The following is a 23497-nucleotide window of genomic DNA, read 5'->3' as shown; positions in this document are numbered from 1 at the left end:
CTCAGGTATTTCCTACATTTTGTAGTATAACGCTTTCATTTTAATTTGTATAGTCAAGTGTTTAATATATTACAATTTGTATAGATAAATACTTGTCCATTCACAGACAGTCCGTTCGCTTTTCTCAGATACTTAAAAAAACTCTTTAAGAAAGCAAAAAGCCCCGACCTCCGAATTCAAAAATCCGGATGCCGAGGCACCTATTATCCCTTATTTACTTTTGCTGTTATTGTTTGAGTAGGAATTTCCTTGACCTGATCCACGACTGTTTCCGCCTCGGCCTCCGCGGCTTCCTCCTCGCGAATCAGAGCGTCTACCGCCATTTTTGTCGCCGAAACGTTTCTTGCCTGGACCATTGCTCGGTCCGGTTTTACCTTGAATAATTGTCGGACGCGATTTTTTCTGACGCGGCTTCTGCGGTTTCATGCCGACCACTTCGAAATCAACCGCGTGTTCATCCAAATTAACAGCTAGAACACGTACTTCAATTTCGTCGCCGATCCGGTACATGTGGCCGGTACGCTCACCCATCAGCGCCATGTTTTCTTCACTATAGTGATAATAATCATCGGTCAGATAACTGATATGGACAAGTCCTTCGATCGTGTTCGGTAATTCAACAAACAGTCCGAAGTTGGTGACACCACTGACCACACCATTAAATGTCTCTCCAACCTTGTCCTGCATATACTCAGCTTTCTTCAAGTCATCTGTATCACGTTCCGCTTCAACCGCATGCTGTTCGCATTCGGAGGTATGCTTCGCAATTTCCGGCATTTCACCTTTCCAGTAGGCCAATGTCTTCGGATCCGTTTTCTTCTCAAACAGATATTTGCGCAGAAGACGGTGAACCGTCAAATCCGGATAACGACGGATTGGCGATGTAAAGTGTGTGTAATATTCCGTTGACAAACCGAAGTGTCCCAAACATTTGTCATCATATTTTGCCTTGGCCATCGAGCGCAGCATCACGGTACTGATAACCGCTTCTTCCGGCTGCCCTTTTGCTTTTTCAAGCAAGGACTGCAGCGTACGCGGATGTACTTTATCCGGCGAACCGTGCAGCACATAGCCGAAGTTAACAACGAAATCAAAGAACTTTTCCAAACGTTCCGGGTTTGGTTCTTCGTGAACACGATAAATGAACGGTAGATGTAGCTTGTCTACATGCTCAGCAACCGTTTCGTTAGCCGCCAGCATGAAAGACTCGATTAAGCGCTCAGCAATCGTTCGTTCACGAACGACAACATCCACCGGCTTGCCTTGTTCATCGACAATAATCTTTGCTTCTGTGAAATCGAAGTCAATCGCGCCGCGATCTTGGCGATGCTTTTCAAGAATACCGGCTAGTTCTGCCATGAGATCAAAGAATGGAATCATGTCTTTATAACGTTCCAGCACTTCGTCGTCTTCGCGTTTCAAAATCTTACGGACATTGTTGTACGTCATGCGTTCTGTCGAACGAATGACACTCGGGAAAATATCATGGCCGACAACAATACCCTGCGGATTGATCTCCATCTCGCAGCTGATCGTTAAACGGTCAACATGCGGATTCAAACTGCAGATTCCGTTCGACAGACGGTGCGGAATCATCGGAATCACGCGGTCAACAAGATACACACTCGTTCCGCGTTCGTATGCTTCCGCATCCAGCGCTGATCCCTCTGTCACATAGTAGCTGACGTCCGCAATATGTACGCCTAACTTATAGTTGCCATTGTCCAAACGAGAAACCGTTACCGCATCATCCAAATCCTTGGAATCCTCGCCGTCGATCGTCACGATCGTTTCTTCACGTAAATCGCGGCGTCCAATATAATCCTTCTCCGACAGTTCATCCGGAATGGCTTCTGCTTCGGACAGAACTTCCGGCGGATATTCGAGCGGCAGATCATGCTTGTAAATTATGGACAGAATATCGACACCGGGATCATTCTTATGGCCGAGAATCTGAGTGACCATACCCTCAGCGTTCTTGCGGCCTTCCGGATATTTCGTGATTTCAGCAACGACTTTATGGCCTTCCATTGCGCCGTGTTCCGCATTTTCCGGAATAAAAATGTCTCCGGTAATTTTGTTGTCGTCCGGAATGACAAAGCCGAAATGCTTCCCGGCATTGAAGGTTCCGACGACCTTGGTGATTGCTCGCTCAAGAATTCGGATGACGGTACCTTCAGGACGTTCACCTGATGTTTTGTGAGACACGCGAATAACAACGGTGTCCCCGTTCATTGCACCGGCGAGGTCATTCGGGCTGACAAATACATCATCGAATTTTTCGTCTTCCGGAATAATAAATGCAAAGCCCTTAGCGTGTGCTTGTACACGGCCGGTCATTAAGCTCATTTTTTCAGGCAGACCGTAGCGATCCGAACGTGTACGGATCACAAGTCCCTGCTCTTCCATTTCATTCATTTCTTTCACAAAATTAGTGAAGTCCTCCGGCTGTTCTGCTCCGAAAGCAGCTTCCAGTTCTTTTAATGTCATCGGCCGGTAAGTTTCTTCTCGCATATAATTCAGGATTTTCTGAATGCGTTCTTCCGCCATGTCGTTAACCTCCCTATACTTAGGAAACAGACCAATCTAGGCTTTCAAGAAACGCATAGATATCCTTGTGCAGTTGCACTTTCTCTGTTCCTAACGTAATCACGTGTGTTGAATTTTCGTACCACTTTAATTGCTTGTTTGTAGAATGAATGGAATCATAATAATAGTGTGCGCTTTCCGGGTTAATCATTTCATCCTTTTGCGCCTGAATAATCAGAGCAGGAGCCGTAATTTTATGGCTTTCTTCCCTGACATTGTCAATCAGAGCGGATAATTGATCCAGAACAACCGGGATTCGACGTCTGAATGCTTGCAATTCGACGGTTATTTCTTCACCGCTTTTTCCTTGATACTGCTTGTACGTACGTGCGTATGCCGTCGTACCGGCAACCAAGCGGTCACGCATTGCGGAATAAGCCGGAGCGCACATTGGAATAAGACCCTTCACTGAAAAAGTGTATCCACATTTGAGTGAAAATACCCCGCCTAATGAAAGACCGCAAACCGCAAATTCAGTATGCCCAGTTTGCTGCAAGTGTTCGACAGCACGGCAAACGTCCTGCCACCACTCCTTAGGTCCTGTTTTGAGTAATTCCTCCGGTGGTCCGCCATGACCGGAATAAATCGGTCCGCAGCATGTGTACCCGCGCTGATTCAAGTAGCGTCCGAGCTGCCGGACATCAATCGAATTGCCTGTAAATCCATGCAGCAACAGTACAGCACGCGGTCCGGATTCAAGGAAAAATGGCTTTGGACGTTTTAATTCCATCCTTCCCTCATCCCCTAAACAAAAGATCCGCTTTTGCCTTATTCCACACGTTCTCTATCCCTGTTTCACGCGAACTTTGCTTCTATAAAGAGTTGAATCGCGATCAGCATGAATGAACGGCATATTGAAATGAAATAGGCATCTTCTTCCAAAATATATTATACGCTATATCTTCTGCCAGGTCTAAAGGAAACCGGAAGTTTTAGCCGGACAAGTCCGCATGGACGGTTCCCTTGTCAAGTTCGAATTAAAATAAAAACCGGAGTATCCGCTCCGGTTTTACTTACTGGCATTATTTAAAATAGTAGCCAATTAAAAACGCGCAGGCAAAAAAGACAATTGAGAAGAAAATCGTCAGCCTTTTAATGCCGACTTCAATGCCTCTCGCTTTTTGCTTGCTGAATAATTGTTCAGCTCCACCAGTAATTGCTTCGGACAACCCGTCGCCCTGACTTCTTTGAATCAAAACGAGTGCAATGACCACAACAGCTGAAATAATCATAACCGTTAATAAAAATGTATGCATCGATGTGTACCCCTTATCTTCGAATCAACGTTCATTCAGTCATTAGTTTTAATGTACCATACCGAAGTGCCAAGAGCAACCGGCCACGGATGATTTTTAACCGCGCAGATCAATCGTTCATTTGATCTGCAACCCCGTCCATTCTTCGCTGCTTCCGTTTATAAGTAATAGTCGCAACCGTCACGCAAATCTCATAGAGGAGTAAAAGTGGAATCGACATGACCGTATCGGAAACAAAATCCGGCGGCGACAACACGACGCCAATGACGATCAGCACAAAATAGGCAATTCTGCGCATTTTTTTCATAAGTATCGGCGTCAAGATACCTAAATTGGTCAAAAACACCACGATCACCGGCATTTCAAACAAAACTCCGAACGGTAAAACAACGTTAATCATAAATCGAAAATAGCGATCCGTTGTAAAAAGCACTTGGAACATATCGTCGTTCATGCCAAGAAGAAAATGAAGGATGTTCGGAAAAACAATTTCGTAGCCAAAGACGATTCCTCCTATAAAGAGCAAGAAAATCGCCGGTATGTAAGAAAGCGTCAATTTACGTTCGTTCTTACTTAAAGCCGGGGCTACAAACAGCCAAAGCTGCCACGCCGCAAACGGAATGGTTACAGCGATTGCAACAACGCCGGCGATCAAAAAATAGACGCTGACAATATCCGTCGGTCCGAGCACAGCCAACTTATTAGAGACACCCAGATCACTAACGAGCCAAAGATAGAAGTTTTTTGTAAAAAAAAGCATAGCGGCGGCGCTTAAGACAAAGACAACGAAAACAGAAATGATTCGTTTTCGCAGCTCATTGAAATGTTCAATGAGCGACATATTTTTTTCAGTCATCTGTTACCAGTTCCTTAACCCTTTTTTTCGTTGCTTGTCTTCTCCGCTTCGGTAATTATCGTTTTATTACGCTGATCCGATTGATCATCGCCAAGTCCTTGCGTTGCTTTTTTAAACTCCTTCAGCGTCTTTCCGAAAGATTTTCCAATCTCAGGAAGCTTTGACGGTCCGAAAATGACAAGCGCAATCACCAGAATGAGAATAAGACCGGGAATACCAATGTTTTGAAGCATGACACACACCTCTTTAGTTCATCTTTCGTTTAACCTAATAAGAATTCACTGCATAGTATTCGTTCTGATCATCGCACGATTGCTGTCGATTGGTCAATTTTTTTGTTTCTTTATCAATGCGACTTATGTTCAGAACCAACACATGAGGATTTATTTAACAAAAAAAGAACAGGATCCATGAATGATGGATCCTGTTCTTTGACTTAAGATTCTTTAATTAGAATCGATCTTACTTAATGTTGTAGAATGAAGCATCGCCAAGGTATTCAGCAGAAGAAGCGAGATCGTCTTCGATTCTGATCAACTGGTTGTACTTAGCGATACGGTCAGTTCTTGCAAGAGAACCAGTCTTAATTTCGCCTGCATTCGTTGCAACAACGATGTCAGCGATTGACGTATCTTCAGTTTCACCGGAACGGTGAGAAACAACTGCAGTGTAGCCAGCCTTTTGAGCCATTTGGATCGCGTTCAACGTTTCCGTCAGCGTACCAATTTGGTTAACCTTGATAAGGATCGAGTTGGCAACGCCAAGGTCGATACCTTTCTTCAGGTAGTCAGTGTTCGTTACAAACAGGTCGTCGCCGACGAGTTGAACTTTGTCACCAATTGCCTTGGTAAGTTTTTGCCAGCCTTCCCAATCGTTTTCATCGAGGCCGTCTTCGATCGAGATGATCGGATATTTTTCAACCAATTTGGTGTAGTATTCGATCATTTCGTCGGTCGTTCTTACAACGCCTTCGCCTTTGAAGTTGTACTTGCCGTCTTCGAACAATTCAGAAGAAGCTGGGTCGATTGCGAGCTTAACGTCAACGCCCGGTTTGTAACCTGCTTTTTCGATTGCTTCAAGAATCGTGTCAAGAACTTCTTCGTTGTTCTTAAGGTTAGGAGCAAAACCGCCTTCGTCGCCGACAGCTGTCAGGTGACCCTTAGCAGAAAGAACCGATTTCAAAGCGTGATATACTTCAGCACCGATGCGAACAGCTTCCTTGATGGAATCTGCGCCTACAGGCATGATCATGAATTCCTGGAAGTCTACGCTGTTGTCAGCGTGCTTGCCGCCATTAAGGATGTTCATCATTGGTGTAGGAAGAACTTTAGAGTTTACGCCGCCGAGGTAACGGTAAAGCGGAACACCAAGTTCGTCTGCAGCAGCGTTAGCAGCAGCAAGAGATACACCAAGAATAGCGTTAGCGCCTAATTTGCCTTTGTTTTCCGTTCCGTCAAGATCGATCATTGCTTGGTCAAGCGCTACTTGGTCTTGAACTTCCATGCCGATTACTTCAGGAGCGATTAATTCGTTAACGTTCTTTACAGCTTTCAGAACGCCTTTGCCGCCGAAACGGCTCTTGTCGCCGTCACGCAATTCAACGGCTTCGTGTTCGCCGGTAGAAGCACCACTTGGAACAAGTGCGCGGCCTTTGCCGCCGTCTTCTGTATAAACTTCAACTTCAACAGTTGGGTTGCCGCGTGAGTCAAGAACTTCGCGACCGTAAACTTCAACGATTTGAGACATTCATATCTCTCCTTATCCTCATATAAATTTATACAGTACTTTGGTTATCGATCGTTATGTCCGGACGATAACGAACGACTTCAAACATCATTTTCAATAAAACTGATTTTGAATCAGCCTTTTACTGCATTAAGCAGTGCAAGGAATGATTCAGGCTGCAAGCTGGCACCGCCGACAAGTGCGCCGTCGATATCAGACTGAGCGAGCAATCCGGCGATTGTTGCCGGTTTTACGCTGCCGCCGTATTGAATTCTAACTTTTGCAGCGGTTGCTTCGTCATAAAGAGCTGCGATTGTTGTGCGGATATAAGCGCAAACTTCGTTAGCATCTTCATCCGAAGCAGATTTGCCTGTGCCGATCGCCCAGATTGGTTCATAAGCGACAACAACGTCAGAAGCCTGATCGCTTGGAACACCTGCAAATGCTTTTGTTACTTGGTTCTTGACAACGGATTGCCATTTGCCGCCTTCGCGTTCGTCTAGTGTTTCACCAACACAGACAATCGGAACGAGGTGATGTGCAAAGGATGCAAGCACCTTTTTGTTAACTGTTTCGTCCGTTTCAGCGAACATCGCTCTTCTTTCAGAGTGGCCGATGATCGTGTATTGAACACCTAGATCTTCAAGCATAACCGGGCTGACTTCACCGGTAAATGCACCGGATTCTTCAAAGTGAACATTCTCAGCACTGATTTTCAGATCTGAGCCCTTTGCGTCCGCAACAATGCGGTCCAAAGCGAGAAAAGGAGCGGCAACAACAGAATCAACGAGTTCAGCAGAAGGAACCTTGTCCTTAACTGCCTCAACAAATTCGTGTGCTTCCTTAACTGTTTTGTTCATCTTCCAGTTTCCGGCAATAATCGGTTTACGGGACATGTTGGAACACCTACCCTTTCTTGCGGTTATTTCTTAGTTATCTTGTCCTGATTATTCAGCGTCATCAAGGGCTGCAACGCCTGGAAGTACTTTGCCTTCCATGAGTTCAAGAGAAGCGCCGCCGCCGGTTGAAATGTGCGTCATTTTGTCTGCAAGATGGAATTTCTCAACAGCTGCTGCAGAATCGCCGCCGCCGATGATCGTTGTTGCATCAGTTGCTTCAGCAAGTGCTTTAGCAACTGCTTCAGTACCCTTAGCATAAGGTTCCATTTCGAAAATACCCATTGGTCCGTTCCAAACAACAAGTTTGGACTTTTTGATTGCGTCTGCATACAGAGCAACCGTCTTCGGTCCGATGTCTACGCCGAGCCAGCCTGCAGGCATTTTGTCGATATCGACAACGTCTTTGTTAGCTGTTTCGGAGAATTCATCAGCAATGACCGTATCAACAGGAGTCAAGAAATTAACACCTTTTTCTTTTGCAAGTGCAAGGAATTTCTTAGCGAGATCAAGTTTGTCTTTGTCGAGCAGAGACTTGCCGATTTCGTAGCCCTGTGCCTTAACAAACGTATAAGAAAGTCCGCCGCCGACGATTAAAGTATCTACTTTGTCAAGCAGATTTTCGATAACGCCGATTTTGTCGGTTACTTTCGCACCGCCAATGATGGCAGTGAACGGATGTTTCGGATTTTCGAGAGAAGCACCAAGAATCTTCAATTCCTTTTCGAGAAGGAAGCCTGCGACTGCAGGAAGATATTCAGCGATGCCTGCTGTTGATGCATGCGCACGGTGTGCAGAACCGAATGCGTCGTTGACGTAAACGTCTGCAAGCGCAGCGAATGCTTTTGCAAGTTCAGGATCGTTCTTCTTTTCGCCTTTTTCAAAACGAACGTTTTCAAGAAGAAGAACATCGCCTTCGTTTAATTTTGCAACAGCTGCATCAACTTCCGGTCCGACTACTTGGTCCGTTTTAGCAACTGGTTTGCCGAGCAATTCGCTCAAGCGTTTTGCGACAGGATCCATTTTGAAGGAATCCTTGTCTTCAGCCGTAGGACGGCCGAGGTGAGAAGCAAGAATAACTTTTGCACCGTTTTCGATCAAATAGTTGATGGTAGGGAGCGCCGCACGAATACGTGTGTCGTCCGTAACCGTCGTACCGCTAAGCGGAACATTGAAGTCGCAACGGCAGAAAACTTTCTTGCCTTTAACGTCAATGTCTTTAATGGTTTTCTTTGCCATGCCTAGACCCTCTTTCGCTATATTTCATCGGACACTGGGGCAAGGCTGCAGTCCGTGCCCACCGCCGATAAGAACAGTATTCATCAAAAAAGCGGAAACAACTAAGGTTTCCGCTATTCAAGTTCTATTCAAAAAGTTAGGCAATACTTATTTTGCAAGCTTTGCGAAGTATTCGAGCGTACGAACAAGTTGTGAAGTATAAGACATTTCGTTGTCATACCATGCAACAACCTGAACGAGTTGCTTGCCGTCTACGTCAAGAATCTTTGTTTGAGTTGCGTCAAACAGAGAGCCGTAAGTAATACCGATGACGTCAGAAGAAACGATTGGATCTTCGTTGTAGCCAAGAGTTTCGTTAGATGCAGCTTTGATCGATTCGTTGATTTCTTCTACAGTTGTGTTCTTAGCAAGCGTTGCGTAAAGCAGCGTTACAGAACCTGATTTAACTGGAACACGTTGAGCAGATCCGTCGAATTTGCCTTTCAATTCAGGGATAACAAGAGCAACGGCTGCAGCAGCACCTGAAGAAGCAGGTACGATGTTTTCAGCAGCGGCACGTGCACGACGAAGGTCGCCGCCTCTGTGCGGGCCGTCAAGAGTCATTTGGTCGCCTGTGTAAGCGTGAACCGTAGTCATCAAGCCTTTTTCGATGCCGAATTTGTCATTCAATACTTTAGCAACAGGAGCCAAAGAGTTCGTTGTGCAAGATGCACCGGAAATAACTGTTTCTGAGCCATCGAGTGAATCGTTGTTTACGTTGAATACGATTGTCTTCAGATCGCCCTTTGCAGGAGCAGAGATAACGACTTTCTTAGCGCCGCCCTTGATGTGTGCTTCAGCTTTTTCTTTCGAAGTGAAGAAGCCTGTGCATTCAAGAACGATGTCAACGCCGAGTTCGCCCCATGGCAATTCAGCAGGGTCACGTTGTGAGAGAACTTTTACTTTCTTGCCGTTAACTACGAAGTAGCCATCTTCTACTTTAACTTCGCCATTGAAACGGCCTTGAGTTGTATCATATTTCAGCAGGTTAGCGAGCATTGCTGGATCTGTAAGGTCGTTAACTGCAACAACTTCCAATTCTGGAACATCCTGAATTCTTCTGAAAGCAAGACGACCGATACGTCCGAAACCGTTAATACCAACTTTAACTGTCATGTTAATAATGACCTCCTAAATGGTTTGGAAATTTTTTAAAATCTCTTGTGCTGCCCCTTCATCCGTGATAAGCACGGAATCGGGACCTTTCTTAAAGTAAGCCTGAATTGCCTCAGCCTTAGACTTGCCCCCGGCCACGGCAATCACTGCGTGCGCGCCAAACAGATCTTCCCACTGCAATCCAATGGTCTGAACTTTGTGAATGACGCGACCCGTCTGATCAAAGAAATAGCCAAAAGCCTCGGCCACAGCATGTTCCGTGTCGACTCTTTTGAGAATTTCTTCACCGGAATGACGGCGGATTGCCATCGTTTTTGCATCACCAATGCCGTGCACGATGATGGTTGCACGACGGACGTGCTGCAGGACCCGATGAATACTGGGCTCTTCCATCAAGCTGTGATAGGACTCGTCACTGAGCTGATCGGGAACGTGGAGCAGATGATAGCGCCCTTCAGCTTTTTCCGCCATTTTAGCGCAGATCGTGTTCGCTTGATTTTCGACCTTCTCGCCAAGACCGCCTCTCGCCGATACAAACAGGAGATCCTGGTGCGCTCTTCTAAGCGGGTGCATCATTTCAGCAGCGGCTGCGAGCGTTGAGCCCCCGGTCACCGCAACAATGTTGACTTCACCTAGTGCGCGTTCGATTTCCTTGACGCAGGCCAGCCCCATCTCATTCTTGACAGTCGCGTACTGATCACTGTCGCCAGAGACAATGACAACTTTGGAAACGCCGAGAACTTCTTCCAGTTGCTTCTCCATGTTCTTCAATCCGGAAATATTCTTCATCACAGTGCCAAGAGCCTTAACAATGGCTTCTCCGTTTTCCGTCAGATACATGCCGCTTGACGCCATTTGGATAAGCCCTTGCTGGCTCAGGAACGTGACTTCGCCGCGCAGAACCCGCTCAGTCATGCCTAAATGAGATGACAAACTCCGTCTGCCGATCGGCTGAAGAAAATGAAGAGATTGAAGAATACGGTAGCGACTGGACATTATGTCTAAGACATCGGGGATCAGCCTTTTTTGAAGATCAAGCAAATGTTCCACAGCGTCCCCCTCGATCGACCTGTTCAGGTCTCAAAATGTCCCACACAGTCAATTTATGTCCCATCTGCTCCATGTTTCATGATAGCAACTTTCGCCATTGTTTACAAGCATAATCATGTAAATGTTTTGTATAGGCATTTCAATGACGCAGAATCGTCACATTATAAAAAATGTTGATTTAATGCGGCTTGTTAAATCGAAACTATCTGCAAATTTTGAAAAATGTCACATCTGCACGATTGATTGCATGCTTGTCCGGATCTTCTCTTGCGGCTTTTTTGTCCATGTGAAGTATACCCTGTTTCGACAAAAGGAAACAAAGAAAGCGTTGTAAAATTTTACAACGCCAATCAAATTGGGACTCAACCAGTCCCAACATTTTTTAATTGTAGGCTGCTCTGCGTTCAATTGTCGATCCAATTCCACAGCTTGCCCTGTACTTCGCAACGACTCGTCTGGAACAGCGAATCCCTGATTTTTCAAGAAGCCGGGTAATATTCTGATCAGACAGCGGTTTTCTGCGATCTTCCATTTTTACCAGCTGCTTAATCTCATTTTGAATTTGGAAAGCAGAAACCGTCCCGTGTTCCGCACGCACAGCACGGACAAAGAAATTTTTCATCGGAAGAACGCCGAAATTCGTTTGAACATATTTTCCGGCAGCTGCCCGACTGATTGTTGACTCATGGACCGAAAGCTGTTCGGCAGCTTGTTTCATGGTAAATGGAAGCAAACAATCCTGATCTCCACTCAAAAAGTAATTTTTTTGACGCTCCATCACCATCTGCGCAAGTTTCATCAGCGTCTGCCGGCGCCGGGATACACCAGAAAGAAGCCAGTCAGCTTCATCAAACTTTTCGCGAAGATAACGTTTCGTTTCCGCATCCGCTGCCTCCATATAGCGCGTATAATCGTTCATATTTACAGAAATCGTCGGGAGATATTGATCCTCCAATTCGCAAACAAGTCCGCCGTCCCTTTTCGAAATGACGACATCAGGAACAATATATTGCGGCGGATCATCCTGAATCGTTGCCACAGGATTCGGATTCAGTTTACGAATTTGTTCAACAGCCGCATCAATATCGGCTTGTGCCACATCGAGTAAAGAAGCAAGTTCTGCCCAGTCCCCGGTCATAAAGCAGTCCCGATACTCAGTCAAGATTGTTTCCGCAAGTGTGCAGCGCCGATCGAGTCGGCGAAGCTGCAGACACAGGCATTCGATGAGCGAGCGGGCACCGACACCGGCAGGGTCCAAGGCTTGAACGGCCTCCAACGCTTCTTCCGGATCCGCATCAAACTTCCCGAACCGATCAAGAATGGCTTGCGGATCTTCATCAATGAATCCATTGTCATTCAATGAATCAATAAGGATATCGGCAGCATCCATGAGCATGTGATCAAGCCGTGTTTGATGCAGGTCTTGATGCAGCAGTTCACGAAAATCAACACGATTCGCCGCAGTTTCCTCGATCACGTCGGACGTGCTCTTCGCAGCACCGTCTATAGAATAGGACGAATAATCTCTGCGATCCTCGCGATCCTCGACATGCAGCAATGGATTTTCCAAAGCTTTTTCATGGAGCATCCGCGAAAGCTCTTCATTATTACATTGGAGCACGGTCATCGACTGGAATAGAGCCGGCGTCATTTTCAGTTTTAACGATTGCGTTTGAACGAGTGCCAATCCCATCTCGCTCACCTCCTTTACTATTATTATAGCAATTCATCAATAAAATGACTACGCTTTCATTGACGGAATTTGTCACATTTAATGATCATTTAGCGAACAATAGACCGCTCTAGACCAATCCACATAAATATAATGCACTATTTATGGGCTGCTTTTCATGATTCTGCAGTGCATCATTTCAGTCACGTAAACAGAAGGAAACCGAAAAAAAGGATACAGCGCTGTTCCGGCCGTATCCCTTCATCAATATTTTTGTTTAAAAATATTTCTTTTTCCAGAAGAATAATGCCGTAATCCCGGCAAGTCCCAGAGCAAGACTGATCGGAATCCAAAAAGCATGCGGTGCATGTTCCCATGGAATTGAGCCGACATTCATGCCCCAGAAACTCGCCACCATCGTAGGGATCGAAAGCACAATCGTAACCGTGGTCAAAAATTTCATAACCACATTCACATTATTTGAAATCACGGAAGCGTACGCGTCCATCATGCCGCTTAAAATATTGCTGTGCACTTCCGACATTTCAATCGCCTGCTTAATCTCAATAATAACGTCTTCCAATAGATCCTGATCATCTTCATACATACGTAAGAAGCGTTGTTTGGTCATTTTTTCCATAACAATATTGTTTGATTTCAATGATGTTGTGAAATAAACCAGCGTTTTTTCAAGACTAAGCAAATCAAAAAGTTCTTTATTTCTCATTGATTCATGCAGTTCACGTTCGATCAGCGACGTTCTGCGATCAATGGTTTTCAAGTATTTGAGATAATAGCGTGCAATCGCATAGAGTATTTGCAGGGTAAAGCGTGTTTTCTTATAAGTAAAAAAGTTCCGGATACGATTATTAATAAAATCATCAATGATCGGATTACTCTGCAAACAAACGGTCACAAAATAATAAGGCGTAACAATAATGCCAAGCGGAATCGTATCATAAGGAGCTGAGTCGGATTCATCTTGGATCAGCACTGGAAAGTCAACGATGATCAGAACCGAATCGTCTTCCTTTTCAATACGAGAGCGTTCGTCATCATCCAGTGAGTCTCGGATAAAGTCCGATGGAATGCCGGTACCGTCCACAACCTTCTGCACTTCAAATTCGGATGGACGTGTCAAATTTATCCAGCATCCTTTAACCAGCTCTTCTTTTTTCACCAATTTGTCTTGCTCATCAGTTAAATAAATATCAATCATGATGCACCTCCTCTTAATTTAGAGGAAGCCTACACAGATATCTGTCCGCTGCCGTGATTTTGCCCAAGAGCGTCTGATGCCATATAAGCTTCCCCTGCCGATGACTGGGACCAGGCTTTGGACTCGAACTATCAGAACTCATCGAACAATCACTTCCTTCAGCGGAATTGTGTATTTGGCGCGCATCGGATTACGTGCGCGGTCGAATACCGCCACGTTCTATAATACATGGTGTGCCAAAAGAACACAAACTGATCGCAAACGTTACACAAAATATTTTTTCATCTTTTTAAGCGGACTAGAAAGAACGCGCAAAAGCGCCCGGTCCATACGTCCGCAGGATGCGGAGAATTTCCTTCGATTTCAGATTGGGCGATCAGCATCTTATGACGTCTATCGTCTAACCAACAAGGCAAAACGCTAAACGGTTTATACATAAATAGAAGCATCTTATATTTACATGTCCATTGGTGTCCAGCGCCCCTCAAACGAGTCATGATGTTTCTTTACTTGGTAAAGAAAAAGAGCCCTTTGACAGGCTCTTCTTCATTAATAGTGCGGTAAATACCTTACTTCAGCAGTGCGGCTTTGGAAAACATGGTTTGCCGCATTGTACGTCATAGTGGCACTCATCACAAGTCTCCGACATCGTGTGTGGGTAGTAGTGCTGATGTTCGTAGATGTAATGAGTTTTTCTGATCGTGTGCAGTTGATGAATATGTTTCACAATGACTGGCTTGTAAATATGCTGAACATTGACGGTCTGCGGATCATAGACTGTACCGCCTTGTGTTGGCGGACAATGCAGCGTATTTTCAGTCGTTTTTCCTGCGGCAGCTCCCGGGGCTGTGCCAGCTCCGGCAACATTTCCATAGGGTGCATAACCACCTTTACCTTTCCCTTTACTTGGGAAGCCCATTGGTGCTGTTGAGCATTTGGAAGCCGGTTTAAATTCAGGTTTGTAAGCCGGCTTGTTTTCCGACTTATATTCATGTGTCGGACTTGGCAATGGACTGACTGGGCCGGCATTGCCCCAATTTCCGATATTCCCCGTGTTGCTTACATTTCCGACGTTTCCCATATTGCCTGAAACAGGCTGATTTGAATAAGGTGAAACCTCCATAATTTTGCTCCTCCTCGTCAATTAAAGTACACTAATAACCTATGAGTCGAGGAAAGCCATTGCACTAATGAGAACACCTAATTTTAGTCGTTCCGCCTAAATTTGGGCAGATAACATGAGAAACTGTTGGTGTTGATCATCCTAAATTACCTCATTGATTTTTGAAAAACGCTTGCAAAAGCGAAGTAAATCACTTAGAATAGACAAATGTCAGCGAGAATTTTCTTACCTATGCGCTCGTAGCTCAGTGGATAGAGCAATGGTTTCCGGTACCATGTGTCGGGGGTTCGACTCCCTTCGAGCGCATCAAATGGTGCAGCAATCCGAACGCATCATACAGTAATTGTATTGACGGCACTTCTGAGAAACGCTCGGAAGTGCCCTTTTTATTCCATGAATGTGCTTGTACCGTATTGTCTATGAAATTTGTATCAAATTATAGGCAAAACTTTAGAAATAATTAAGACGAATATCTATAATTTGCTTTATGATTAACCAATAAAGTACAAATTGGTGTTTTCATTTTTCTTTGAATCATTAAAGAAAATTATGTTCCGCTTAAACGGGAATGAAAACAAATACTCAGAATAAAAAGGAGTCGTACACATTGACAAAAGTAACAGTAGGCGTTCTATTTGGAGGTCACTCGGCAGAATATAAAATCTCTCTGAAGTCTGCATACTCCATTATCACCAGCCTGGATACTGAAAAATACGAGTTGGTACTGATTGGCATAACGCAGGACGGTTCATGGAAAAGATATACAGGCCAGGTAGATGCCATTCCTTCGGATACTTGGAGTGAACAAAATTGTGTGCCTGCATGGATTTTACCGGATAAAAAATTGCATGGATTGATTGAACAGCATCATGATCAGCTTATTCGCACACATCTTGATGTCGTTTTCCCCGTTTTGCATGGTAAAAACGGAGAAGACGGAACCATTCAGGGCCTCCTTGAACTATCTGGAATTCCCTATGTCGGTTGTAATGTGCTGAGTTCTTCAATGGGCATGGATAAGGATATTTCACACCGTATCGTGAAGGACGCAGGCTTCCGTGTTCCTGAAACAGTTTCCATCACCGGGAAGTCCTCAAAGGAACAGTTAGAGAAAATTAGTGTCGGCTTGAGTTACCCGGTTTTCGTCAAACCGGCAAACGGCGGTTCTTCGTTCGGCGTCACTAAGGTTGCTGATTCTGCCGGTCTTTTAGCGGCAGTTGTTGATGCTCAGAACTACGACAGCAAAATCTGTATTGAAGAAGGAATCGACGGCTGTGAAGTGGGTTGCTCCATATTAGGAAACGGGGACGACTTGACAGTCGGCGAAGTTGATCAGATTGTTCTGTCTCACGGTTTCTTCCGCATTCATCAGGAATCACATCCGGAAACAGATTCCGAGAATTCAACGATTCGCGTCCCAGCCGATGTTTCATCAGACGTTGAGGCACGTATCAAGCAAACCGCTAAAGCAATTTATAGTGCGCTGGGATGTACAGGATTAACACGTGTCGACATGTTCCTTACACCTGATCATGAAGTTGTCTTTAATGAAATAAATACAATGCCCGGATTCACCAGCTACAGCCGCTATCCGCGAATGATGAAAGCTGCCGGCATCAGCCTGACCCAAGTTACGGATACGGCCATTCAATTAGCACTCCAAAGCAAATAATTGAAACCTTGAAAGCTGATAACTATTATTGGCTCTGAAGTTTGCGCTTTCTGCACTCAGTTTGTCATTATAGGAGAGATCCACTGCCTCAACTTCATGAAAAGCTGAGCAGTGGATCGTTAAATTTGACCTATATTGACCTTTAATGTATCATGGATGTTGGTAATGGGAAAAATAACTTTCTTCAATGGAAAAAGGGGGTTCGTTCAATGCCTTTAATACCAACAGTCATTGAGCAGACAAACCGCGGCGAACGCGCGTATGACATCTACTCACGCTTATTGAAAGACCGTATCATTATGCTTGGAACAGCAATTGACGACAATGTAGCTAATGCGGTTGTCGCACAGCTGCTTTTCCTGGCAGCAGAAGATTCGGAGAAAGATATTTCGCTTTACATCAATAGCCCCGGCGGATCAATTACCGCAGGAATGGCCATTTTTGATACAATGCAGTTTATTAAACCAAAGGTATCAACCATTTGCATTGGTATGGCCGCTTCAATGGGCAGCTTCCTCTTAACTGCAGGCGAAATCGGTAAGCGTTACGCACTGCCGAATAGCGAAATTATGATTCACCAGCCGCTTGGCGGCATGCAGGGTCAGGCGTCAGATATGGAAATTCACGCAAAGCGGATCATTTCTATTCGTGAAAAGTTGAATCATATCTATGCTGAACGTACCGGTCAGCCTTACGAAGTGATTGCTCGTGATACGGATCGTGACAATTTCATGTCCGCAGAAGAAGCGAAGAAGTATGGTTTGATTGACGATATTATGGTTTCAGCAAAATAATTGACCATAAAGAAAAGCCGGAGCATCTGCTCCGGCTTTTCTTATTGTCTTTTAGTAAGCGTTATCATTTGTTTTCAATAAAAGAAGCCAGCGTCTCAAGCGCCATACGTTCATCCTCACCCTCAGCGGTCAGAATGAGCTGCTCACCGCGAGCCGGTGCCATGCTCATGACACCCATGATGCTCTTCACATTTGCTACGTGCCCGTCTTTTTCAAGCGTTATAGCTGCCTGATAAAGGTTGGCATTCTGCACAAATAGAGCGGCTGGCCGCGCCTGAAGGCCATTTTCCAGCCCGATGATCACTTTCTTAGTCAGCATGTTGTCCATTCCTCCTTTCATAAAAATGAAGGCGCACAACCATTTATTGGCCCTGTCGAATCCGATTGGCAATCGCGTCGATTTTTCGGAAGCGATGGTTAATCCCAGATTTGCTGATTGGCTCACCATTAACCATTTCTCCAAGCTCTTTCAGCGTAATGTCCGGATTTTGCAACCGAATCTCAGCAATTTCCCGCAATTTATCCGGCAATTCTTCCAACCCGATACTCTTCTCAATCAACCGGATATTTTCCATCTGTCTCATCGCAGCGGAGACCGTTTTATTCAAGTTCGCCGTCTCACAATTGACAAGCCGGTTCACTGAATTACGCATGTCCTTGACAATACGGATATCCTCAAAATAAAACAGAGCCTTGTTTGCGCCGATAATGCTCAGAAAATCGGTGATCTTTTCGCCCTCTTTCATATAAATGATGTATCCGTTCTTTCTCGGCAAGATCTTAACATTAAGATTGAACGTATTCATCAGTTTAGCCAAAGAATACGTATGTTCTTCATAATTCGAAAAAATTTCTAAGTGATATGAGGATTCCGGATGGTTCAGTGAACCACCTGCCAAGAATGATCCGCGCAGATAAGAACGTTTGCAGCAGTCGCTCTCAATTAATTCTGGGGCAATTTCACGGGTAAACTGTCCTCCGTCATCAATGATTCTCAAATCTTCCAGGAACGGACGCGCCGTTTCTTTCAGGCGAACAATATAAACATTATTTTTCTTCAGCCGCATCTTTCTCCGTACCAGGATCTCGATTTGATAATGGTATGCTTGTTTAATCAGTCGGAAAATCCGTCGAGAAATTGCTGCATTCTCTGTTGCGATATCCAATTCAATTCTCTTGTTACGAATTGAGATGAAGCCATTCATTCGTGTCAGCGCAGCAAGCTCCGCACGCGCGCAGCAGTCATCTACCTCGAGCATCGTCAATTCTTTTTTGGTTTCGGCGGCAAATGACATGCCAATCCCTCCAAACCTTACACTTTTTTCTCCGTAAATAAAGACATCAGCATACGGCCGACGACTTCTTCATCATGGCGTACAACGCCTCCGGCAGTCTTGATCAGTGGTGCATGAATGACATCAATGCCTAGATCATTCAGTTGCTCCCAATCAATCTGCACCGGCTCTGATTCTTCAGCTGCGTAACGCTTCAGCAAGTCGACTTTAATGGGCCGGCTGTTCACAATAATTGTATCGATAAAAGGATGTGCGACATGGCGATGAATAGCCTTAATATGTTCAGATGCCGTAAAATGGTCGGTTTCCCCTTTTTGCGTCATGACATTACACACATACACTTTTCTGGCCTTCGAACGCGCAATTTCATCGGCGAGTTCCGGTACAAGCAAATTAGGGATTACGCTCGTATAAAGACTGCCGGGTCCGAACGTAATTAAATCCGCGTCACGAATCGCTCGGACGCTTTCAGGGAGCGGCTGAATAACTGCCGGCTTTAAGAAAACACGTTCAATCCGTTTGTTCACTTCGGGAATATGCGATTCTCCTTCCACGATACTGCCGTCGCTCATCACTGCACCGAGTGCAATCATTTGATCCGCCGCAGGCAGCACCTGGCCGTGAACATTGAGAATTCGGCTTAATTCGCGTACACCTTTGACAAAATCACCGGTTATCGATGTCAGCGCGGCAATCAGCAGGTTTCCTAAGGAATGGCCGTTTAATCCACTGTCTGTTTTGAACCGATGCTGAAGCAATTGTTCGAACATCGGTTCAATATCTGATAGCGAAACAAGTACATTGCGGATATCGCCAGGCGGAGGAATCTGCAGCTCATTTCTCAGCTTTCCGCTGCTGCCGCCGTCGTCCGCAACAGTCACAATCGCAGTGATATCCACCGGGTACTTCTTCAAACCGCGAAGCACCGCCGGAAGCCCTGTGCCCCCGCCGATCGCAACGACTTTTTTTCGATCTGTCATTCGATTATTTTCCTCTCTCAATATCCCGGTGCGACACATTCGTCGGGAAATCTCCGGAAAGTTTTTTGGCAATCCACTCGGTCAAGGCGACTGATCGATGTTTGCCGCCTGTGCAGCCGATCGCAATAACCAGCTGCCCTTTGCCTTCACGTTTGTACTGTGGAATCATGAATTGAAGCAGATCCATCAGCTTCTTCAAAAATTGCTTCGTCTCCGACCATTTCAGCACGTACTCAGAAATATCAGTATCAAGTCCAGTCCGCTCACGCATATGCTTCACGTAGTAAGGATTGGGCAGAAAACGTACATCAAAAACGAGATCAGCATCGATGGGAAGCCCGTATTTAAAACCAAAGGACAGCAAATTAACGCGGAATGTCTCCGTTTCGCTGGCAAATTCCTGAACGATGCGATCGCGTAATTCTCTTGGTTTCATGTCTGTTGTGTTTATATAATATTGGGCGAGTCCTTTAACTTCTTCAAGTTTTTTTCGTTCGGCGCGAATACCGTCAATCGGCCGGCTTTTCGGAGACAGCGGATGTGAGCGGCGTGTCTCCTTGTAGCGATGAACTAGTGCATCATCCTTCGCATCGAGAAAAAGAATCTTCGGCCTGACTTTCTCGGATTTGCTGAATGCATCCAGTGATGCGAAAAGCGAATCGAAAAAAGTTCTGCCGCGAAGATCCATGACTAATGCTAGTTTATTCAGTTTTTCCGAATCTGAATCTTCAATTAAGTCAATGAACTTTGGAAGCAAAGTCGGCGGCAAATTATCGATGCAGAAGTAACCCAAGTCCTCAAAAATACGGGTCGCAACTGTCTTTCCCGCGCCCGACATTCCGGTTATGATCACTACTTGAATATCTTTCATCCTGCATCCGTCCCCACCGATCAATTTTTCACCTGTGACGCAACACCTGCATCAAGGCATTCTTTCATCTTTAGTATACTCGAAAAAGAAGCATTCAGAAAGATAAACGATAATCAGCAGACGTGCGTTTATGAAAAATGCGATGCGTATTGGCAACTATTTTCCTTGCCCGGAAGCGACAAAGCGCAGAGAAATAAGGCAAAAAAAGCAGCACCGCCATATTGCGATGCCACTAAATGTTTATATAAAAAGGGGGGTCAATTTCATACTTTAATCATATCGTGTTTTCATTTCATAATGATTACATGATGATTAAACACTTATGAAATTACGCCCAATGATTCATCTAAAGAATCATGACTAAAGACGCACAGGCCTTATTTGACTGCCGAAGCATCCTTCAGCTTCTCAACATATTTCTGTGCATTTTCTGCCGCAATGCTGCCGTCTCCGGTCGCTGTCACAATTTGGCGCAGCTCCTTTTGGCGCACGTCGCCTGCCGCGAAAATACCTGGAATACTGGTCTCCATCTTTTCGTTCGTCACGATATAACCCTCATCGTCAAGAATGCCTAAATCGCTCACAGCACCAGTCAGCGGATTCATACCGACATAAATAAACACACCGTCTACTGGAAAATCGGTTTCTTCTCCGGTTTTCTTATTCTTCAGCGTCAGGCTGGCTACCTTGCCGTCCGCACCATTGATCTTCGTGCAAATGGTATCCCAAATAAAGTCAACTTTTTCATTATTGAATGCACGGTTCTGAAGAATCTTCTGTGCGCGCAGCTGGTCGCGCCTGTGAACGATTGTTACCTTGGATGCAAAACGTGTCAGATAAGTTCCCTCTTCAACCGCAGAATCACCGCCGCCAATCACCGCCAGTTTCTTCTCCTTGAAGAATGCGCCATCGCACACCGCGCAATAGGACACGCCGCGGCCAGCGAATTCTTTTTCGCCGGGAACGCCAAGCTTGCGATATTCAGCACCCGTCGTTACGATGACCGTCCGCGCCTTGTATTGCTTGCTTCCGCAATCAATAGTTTTGACATCCGAACCATCCTCGATTTTCTTAATATCGCCATACGCATACTCTGCTCCAAATTTTTTCGCATGCTCAAACATCTTGTTTGACAGATCCGGTCCGAGAATCGATTCAAAACCGGGATAGTTCTCGACTGCTTCCGTATTCGCCATCTGACCACCTGGAATTCCGCGTTCAATCATCAACACTGACATATTCGCTCTCGCCGCATACACGGCGGCCGTCATTCCGGCCGGCCCTGCCCCCGCAATAATGACATCATAAATTTTCTGTTCTTCAGCCAACGTCAATCCATTCCTTCCATAGCAAATTTGCTAGTCTTCTTTATAATTATTATTATCTACTGATCTGATAATTCTATGCTAAAGAATGGCGCGACCAAAGTCCAGAAAATTGCTCATACGTAAAAACACTTGATTCGTATCAATCATCATCCCACTGTTTTTCAAGCGCAATTGATAATTCCTGAATATGTTTTCGCAATCGATACAGTGTCGTACCTGCTTCCATCGCAATGTCCTTCTGAGCAGCCGGTTTGCCGAACTCCTTCTTCCACAAATAAATCAAAGCAGCAGCCCAGCCCTTGATGTCCTCCTCACGGATATGCGCGAACGAATCGACAACGGCCCAGAAACTGTAAAGCTCCGGATGCTTTAACGTCTCTTTGCAGCCTCCTGCTAACCGCTCAACCTCGCGCATGACTTGCATACTTAGGTCGCGCACGCCGCTGTCCATTTCTTCAACCAGCCTGCGTGCATGACCCATGATTTCCGGATCTGTGCCTTTCTTCGCCACATCCAGAAGCAGAGAACGATCATGACACCGCGCAGCATAGAAAAGAGAAAAAATTTGAAACGATTTTACGTCTTCCCATGCTTCTTTTCGAATGAGCTCCCGAACCATGAAGTTCTTTTCCGCCCCTGGTTCGAACATCATGTCCTGAATCTTGCTGTACTTAAACGGGTGGAAGGGCTTATCACTGAAAAAGTCAACACGTCTCCAGTTCTGCTTAGCCGCCTCTTCATCGCCGCAATGATAAGCAGAAAGTGCCATCCAGAAGTAAAAAACCTGATCACGCCGTGCGCCTCGCTTTTCCGCAATGCGCAACCAGTAGTAAGCCCGCTTGTAATTGCCGATAAAAAGATAGGTTGAGCCGAGTTTTCCGCAATGCTCCGGGTAAAGCGGATAGATCAAATCAAGACGTGCAACCACTTTCTCCAGCCCGGATTTATCGTGCAATTGATAGTAAAAAGTCGCTAAATTACACAAAGCATGAATATTTCCCGGATCCTTTTCCAAAACGCGGCATGCAGTGGCAAGCGCATTTTCCTGATCATCCATAGAAAAATAGGCGATTGAAAGATTATTCTGTGCCGCAAGAAAATCCGGCTCGTCCTCAATCACTTGTTTAAAGTAATGGATTGCTTCGTCAAAATGGCCGTGTTCCAGTGCCAGACGACCGCGTTCATGAACCGTAACATAGGCAGATTCATCTTCATCCAATTCTTTCATTTCTGAGTTCAGCATTTGAAACAATTCCTGAGCCTCATGCTTAAATGTTCCGTTCGGTTCCAAAGTCAAATAGATTTGAACTTCATCTAGTGCCTCTTGAAATTCCCCAAGATAGGCATAATTATTTGCTATAAAAAAATAACAATCGGTCATTTTCGAATCAAGTTCATAAACCACTTTTTTTAGTAAGCGAATTGATGATTCATAGTTTTCCAGCTCAGCAAGAATCTCAGCTTGCTGGCAAAGGTATTCGACATCATTCGGTTTGAATTTGATTGCGCGCTCCATATATTTGCTGGCGCGTTCAAGATCGCCTTTTTCAAAACAAGCGATCCCTTTCTGATAAAAAAAGTCACCGTCACAATGAAAATCGATGACGCGTGCTTTTTTCGTGCAGTTTCTCTCCTCCATAAAATCCTTTTGCCCCCGTGCCTCTTTTTCCAATCCCAAATAATTATAGCATAACTGCTCTCGCCATTTTTGAAAAGCCTTTGCCAATTACAGTTTACCTGCCGACATGTAAAAACAACCGTCTCTTGGCGGTTGTTC

Annotated in this window: 21 protein-coding genes and 1 tRNA gene; 3 read left to right on the top strand and 19 right to left on the bottom strand. The window is 45.2% G+C overall.

What is annotated here, in order from left to right; translation table 11 throughout:
• Window positions 1-210: 210 nt before the first annotated feature.
• From rnr to AC6F33_RS05065, 13 genes are all read right to left on the bottom strand, one after another.
• Window positions 211-2550 carry a ribonuclease R gene (gene rnr, locus AC6F33_RS05125; protein WP_500777885.1) on the bottom strand — a complete coding sequence of 780 codons (2340 nt, stop codon included), beginning with the start codon at window positions 2548-2550 and terminating at the stop codon, window positions 211-213.
• A gap of 19 nt (window positions 2551-2569) precedes the next feature.
• On the bottom strand, window positions 2570-3319 hold the full coding sequence (locus AC6F33_RS05120; RefSeq protein ID WP_500777884.1) for an alpha/beta hydrolase: 750 nt from the start codon (window positions 3317-3319) through the stop codon (window positions 2570-2572).
• A 292-nt stretch (window positions 3320-3611) separates the two neighbouring features.
• Entirely contained in the window at window positions 3612-3845 is a 234-nt protein-coding gene (gene secG, locus AC6F33_RS05115; RefSeq protein WP_255746698.1) for a preprotein translocase subunit SecG, read from the bottom strand.
• Window positions 3846-3954: 109 nt separating this feature from the next.
• A complete protein-coding gene (tatC, locus tag AC6F33_RS05110; protein ID WP_500777883.1) occupies window positions 3955-4701 on the bottom strand; it encodes a twin-arginine translocase subunit TatC in 747 nt (248 codons plus the stop codon).
• Window positions 4702-4715: 14 nt separating this feature from the next.
• On the bottom strand, window positions 4716-4934 hold the full coding sequence (locus tag AC6F33_RS05105; RefSeq protein ID WP_500777882.1) for a twin-arginine translocase TatA/TatE family subunit: 219 nt from the start codon (window positions 4932-4934) through the stop codon (window positions 4716-4718).
• A gap of 229 nt (window positions 4935-5163) precedes the next feature.
• The gene (eno, locus tag AC6F33_RS05100; RefSeq protein WP_255746692.1) at window positions 5164-6447 is read right to left on the bottom strand and encodes a phosphopyruvate hydratase; all 1284 of its coding nucleotides are present in this window, start codon (window positions 6445-6447) and stop codon (window positions 5164-5166) included.
• A 113-nt stretch (window positions 6448-6560) separates the two neighbouring features.
• On the bottom strand, window positions 6561-7322 hold the full coding sequence (gene tpiA / locus AC6F33_RS05095) for a triose-phosphate isomerase (RefSeq protein ID WP_255746690.1): 762 nt from the start codon (window positions 7320-7322) through the stop codon (window positions 6561-6563).
• A 51-nt stretch (window positions 7323-7373) separates the two neighbouring features.
• Window positions 7374-8561, bottom strand: coding sequence for a phosphoglycerate kinase (locus tag AC6F33_RS05090; protein ID WP_255746688.1), 1188 nt, complete (start codon window positions 8559-8561; stop codon window positions 7374-7376).
• 147 nt (window positions 8562-8708) lie between these two features.
• On the bottom strand, window positions 8709-9716 hold the full coding sequence (gap, locus tag AC6F33_RS05085) for a type I glyceraldehyde-3-phosphate dehydrogenase (protein WP_255746685.1): 1008 nt from the start codon (window positions 9714-9716) through the stop codon (window positions 8709-8711).
• Window positions 9717-9731: 15 nt separating this feature from the next.
• Window positions 9732-10766 (bottom strand): sugar-binding transcriptional regulator, encoded by a 1035-nt coding sequence (locus AC6F33_RS05080; RefSeq protein WP_255746683.1) that lies wholly within the window; start codon window positions 10764-10766, stop codon window positions 9732-9734.
• A gap of 382 nt (window positions 10767-11148) precedes the next feature.
• Window positions 11149-12459, bottom strand: coding sequence for an RNA polymerase factor sigma-54 (rpoN, locus tag AC6F33_RS05075; protein WP_500777881.1), 1311 nt, complete (start codon window positions 12457-12459; stop codon window positions 11149-11151).
• 256 nt (window positions 12460-12715) lie between these two features.
• On the bottom strand, window positions 12716-13657 hold the full coding sequence (locus AC6F33_RS05070; protein ID WP_480947579.1) for a magnesium transporter CorA family protein: 942 nt from the start codon (window positions 13655-13657) through the stop codon (window positions 12716-12718).
• A gap of 574 nt (window positions 13658-14231) precedes the next feature.
• Window positions 14232-14780, bottom strand: a complete 549-nt coding sequence (locus AC6F33_RS05065; RefSeq protein WP_255746677.1) for a CotD family spore coat protein — start codon at window positions 14778-14780, stop codon at window positions 14232-14234.
• 233 nt (window positions 14781-15013) lie between these two features.
• Between AC6F33_RS05065 and AC6F33_RS05060 the strand changes: the two genes are divergently transcribed.
• The 3 genes from AC6F33_RS05060 (at window position 15014) to clpP (ending at window position 17246) form a co-directional block, all read left to right on the top strand.
• Window positions 15014-15086: transfer RNA gene (locus AC6F33_RS05060), tRNA-Arg, on the top strand.
• 301 nt (window positions 15087-15387) lie between these two features.
• Entirely contained in the window at window positions 15388-16452 is a 1065-nt protein-coding gene (locus tag AC6F33_RS05055) for a D-alanine--D-alanine ligase family protein (RefSeq protein ID WP_255746675.1), read from the top strand.
• A 209-nt stretch (window positions 16453-16661) separates the two neighbouring features.
• On the top strand, window positions 16662-17246 hold the full coding sequence (gene clpP, locus AC6F33_RS05050) for an ATP-dependent Clp endopeptidase proteolytic subunit ClpP (protein WP_255746674.1): 585 nt from the start codon (window positions 16662-16664) through the stop codon (window positions 17244-17246).
• Between the two features lie 64 nt (window positions 17247-17310).
• Here clpP and AC6F33_RS05045 read toward each other — a convergent pair whose 3' ends face one another.
• The 6 genes from AC6F33_RS05045 to AC6F33_RS05020 form a co-directional block, all read right to left on the bottom strand.
• The gene (locus tag AC6F33_RS05045; protein WP_255746672.1) at window positions 17311-17565 is read right to left on the bottom strand and encodes an HPr family phosphocarrier protein; all 255 of its coding nucleotides are present in this window, start codon (window positions 17563-17565) and stop codon (window positions 17311-17313) included.
• 43 nt (window positions 17566-17608) lie between these two features.
• A complete protein-coding gene (gene whiA, locus AC6F33_RS05040) occupies window positions 17609-18541 on the bottom strand; it encodes a DNA-binding protein WhiA (RefSeq protein WP_500777880.1) in 933 nt (310 codons plus the stop codon).
• Window positions 18542-18558: 17 nt separating this feature from the next.
• The gene (gene mgfK / locus AC6F33_RS05035) at window positions 18559-19521 is read right to left on the bottom strand and encodes a gluconeogenesis morphogenetic factor MgfK (protein ID WP_500777879.1); all 963 of its coding nucleotides are present in this window, start codon (window positions 19519-19521) and stop codon (window positions 18559-18561) included.
• A 4-nt stretch (window positions 19522-19525) separates the two neighbouring features.
• A complete protein-coding gene (gene rapZ / locus AC6F33_RS05030) occupies window positions 19526-20392 on the bottom strand; it encodes an RNase adapter RapZ (RefSeq protein ID WP_255746668.1) in 867 nt (288 codons plus the stop codon).
• Window positions 20393-20769: 377 nt separating this feature from the next.
• Complete coding sequence (trxB, locus tag AC6F33_RS05025; RefSeq protein WP_255746667.1) at window positions 20770-21720, bottom strand: thioredoxin-disulfide reductase; 951 nt, start codon at window positions 21718-21720, stop codon at window positions 20770-20772.
• A 139-nt stretch (window positions 21721-21859) separates the two neighbouring features.
• Window positions 21860-23446 (bottom strand): tetratricopeptide repeat protein, encoded by a 1587-nt coding sequence (locus tag AC6F33_RS05020; protein WP_255746665.1) that lies wholly within the window; start codon window positions 23444-23446, stop codon window positions 21860-21862.
• Between the last annotated feature and the right edge of the window lie 51 nt (window positions 23447-23497).

The organism is Sporolactobacillus sp. BBK16-2 (genome assembly GCF_059878335.1).
This window is presented reverse-complemented; position numbering and strand designations above follow the sequence as displayed.

Excerpts from the sequence above, each read along its gene's own strand:
- rnr (WP_500777885.1), bottom strand. The coding sequence starts at position 2,550 with ATGGCGGAAGAACGCATTCAGAAAATCCTGAATTATATGCGAGAAGAA.
- AC6F33_RS05120 (WP_500777884.1), bottom strand. The coding sequence starts at position 3,319 with ATGGAATTAAAACGTCCAAAGCCATTTTTCCTTGAATCCGGACCGCGT.
- secG (WP_255746698.1), bottom strand. The coding sequence starts at position 3,845 with ATGCATACATTTTTATTAACGGTTATGATTATTTCAGCTGTTGTGGTC.
- tatC (WP_500777883.1), bottom strand. The coding sequence starts at position 4,701 with ATGACTGAAAAAAATATGTCGCTCATTGAACATTTCAATGAGCTGCGA.
- AC6F33_RS05105 (WP_500777882.1), bottom strand. The coding sequence starts at position 4,934 with ATGCTTCAAAACATTGGTATTCCCGGTCTTATTCTCATTCTGGTGATT.
- eno (WP_255746692.1), bottom strand. The coding sequence starts at position 6,447 with ATGTCTCAAATCGTTGAAGTTTACGGTCGCGAAGTTCTTGACTCACGC.
- tpiA (WP_255746690.1), bottom strand. The coding sequence starts at position 7,322 with ATGTCCCGTAAACCGATTATTGCCGGAAACTGGAAGATGAACAAAACA.
- AC6F33_RS05090 (WP_255746688.1), bottom strand. The coding sequence starts at position 8,561 with ATGGCAAAGAAAACCATTAAAGACATTGACGTTAAAGGCAAGAAAGTT.
- gap (WP_255746685.1), bottom strand. The coding sequence starts at position 9,716 with ATGACAGTTAAAGTTGGTATTAACGGTTTCGGACGTATCGGTCGTCTT.
- rpoN (WP_500777881.1), bottom strand. The coding sequence starts at position 12,459 with ATGGGATTGGCACTCGTTCAAACGCAATCGTTAAAACTGAAAATGACG.
- AC6F33_RS05070 (WP_480947579.1), bottom strand. The coding sequence starts at position 13,657 with ATGATTGATATTTATTTAACTGATGAGCAAGACAAATTGGTGAAAAAA.
- AC6F33_RS05065 (WP_255746677.1), bottom strand. The coding sequence starts at position 14,780 with ATGGAGGTTTCACCTTATTCAAATCAGCCTGTTTCAGGCAATATGGGA.
- clpP (WP_255746674.1), top strand. The coding sequence starts at position 16,662 with ATGCCTTTAATACCAACAGTCATTGAGCAGACAAACCGCGGCGAACGC.
- AC6F33_RS05045 (WP_255746672.1), bottom strand. The coding sequence starts at position 17,565 with ATGCTGACTAAGAAAGTGATCATCGGGCTGGAAAATGGCCTTCAGGCG.
- whiA (WP_500777880.1), bottom strand. The coding sequence starts at position 18,541 with ATGTCATTTGCCGCCGAAACCAAAAAAGAATTGACGATGCTCGAGGTA.
- mgfK (WP_500777879.1), bottom strand. The coding sequence starts at position 19,521 with ATGACAGATCGAAAAAAAGTCGTTGCGATCGGCGGGGGCACAGGGCTT.
- rapZ (WP_255746668.1), bottom strand. The coding sequence starts at position 20,392 with ATGAAAGATATTCAAGTAGTGATCATAACCGGAATGTCGGGCGCGGGA.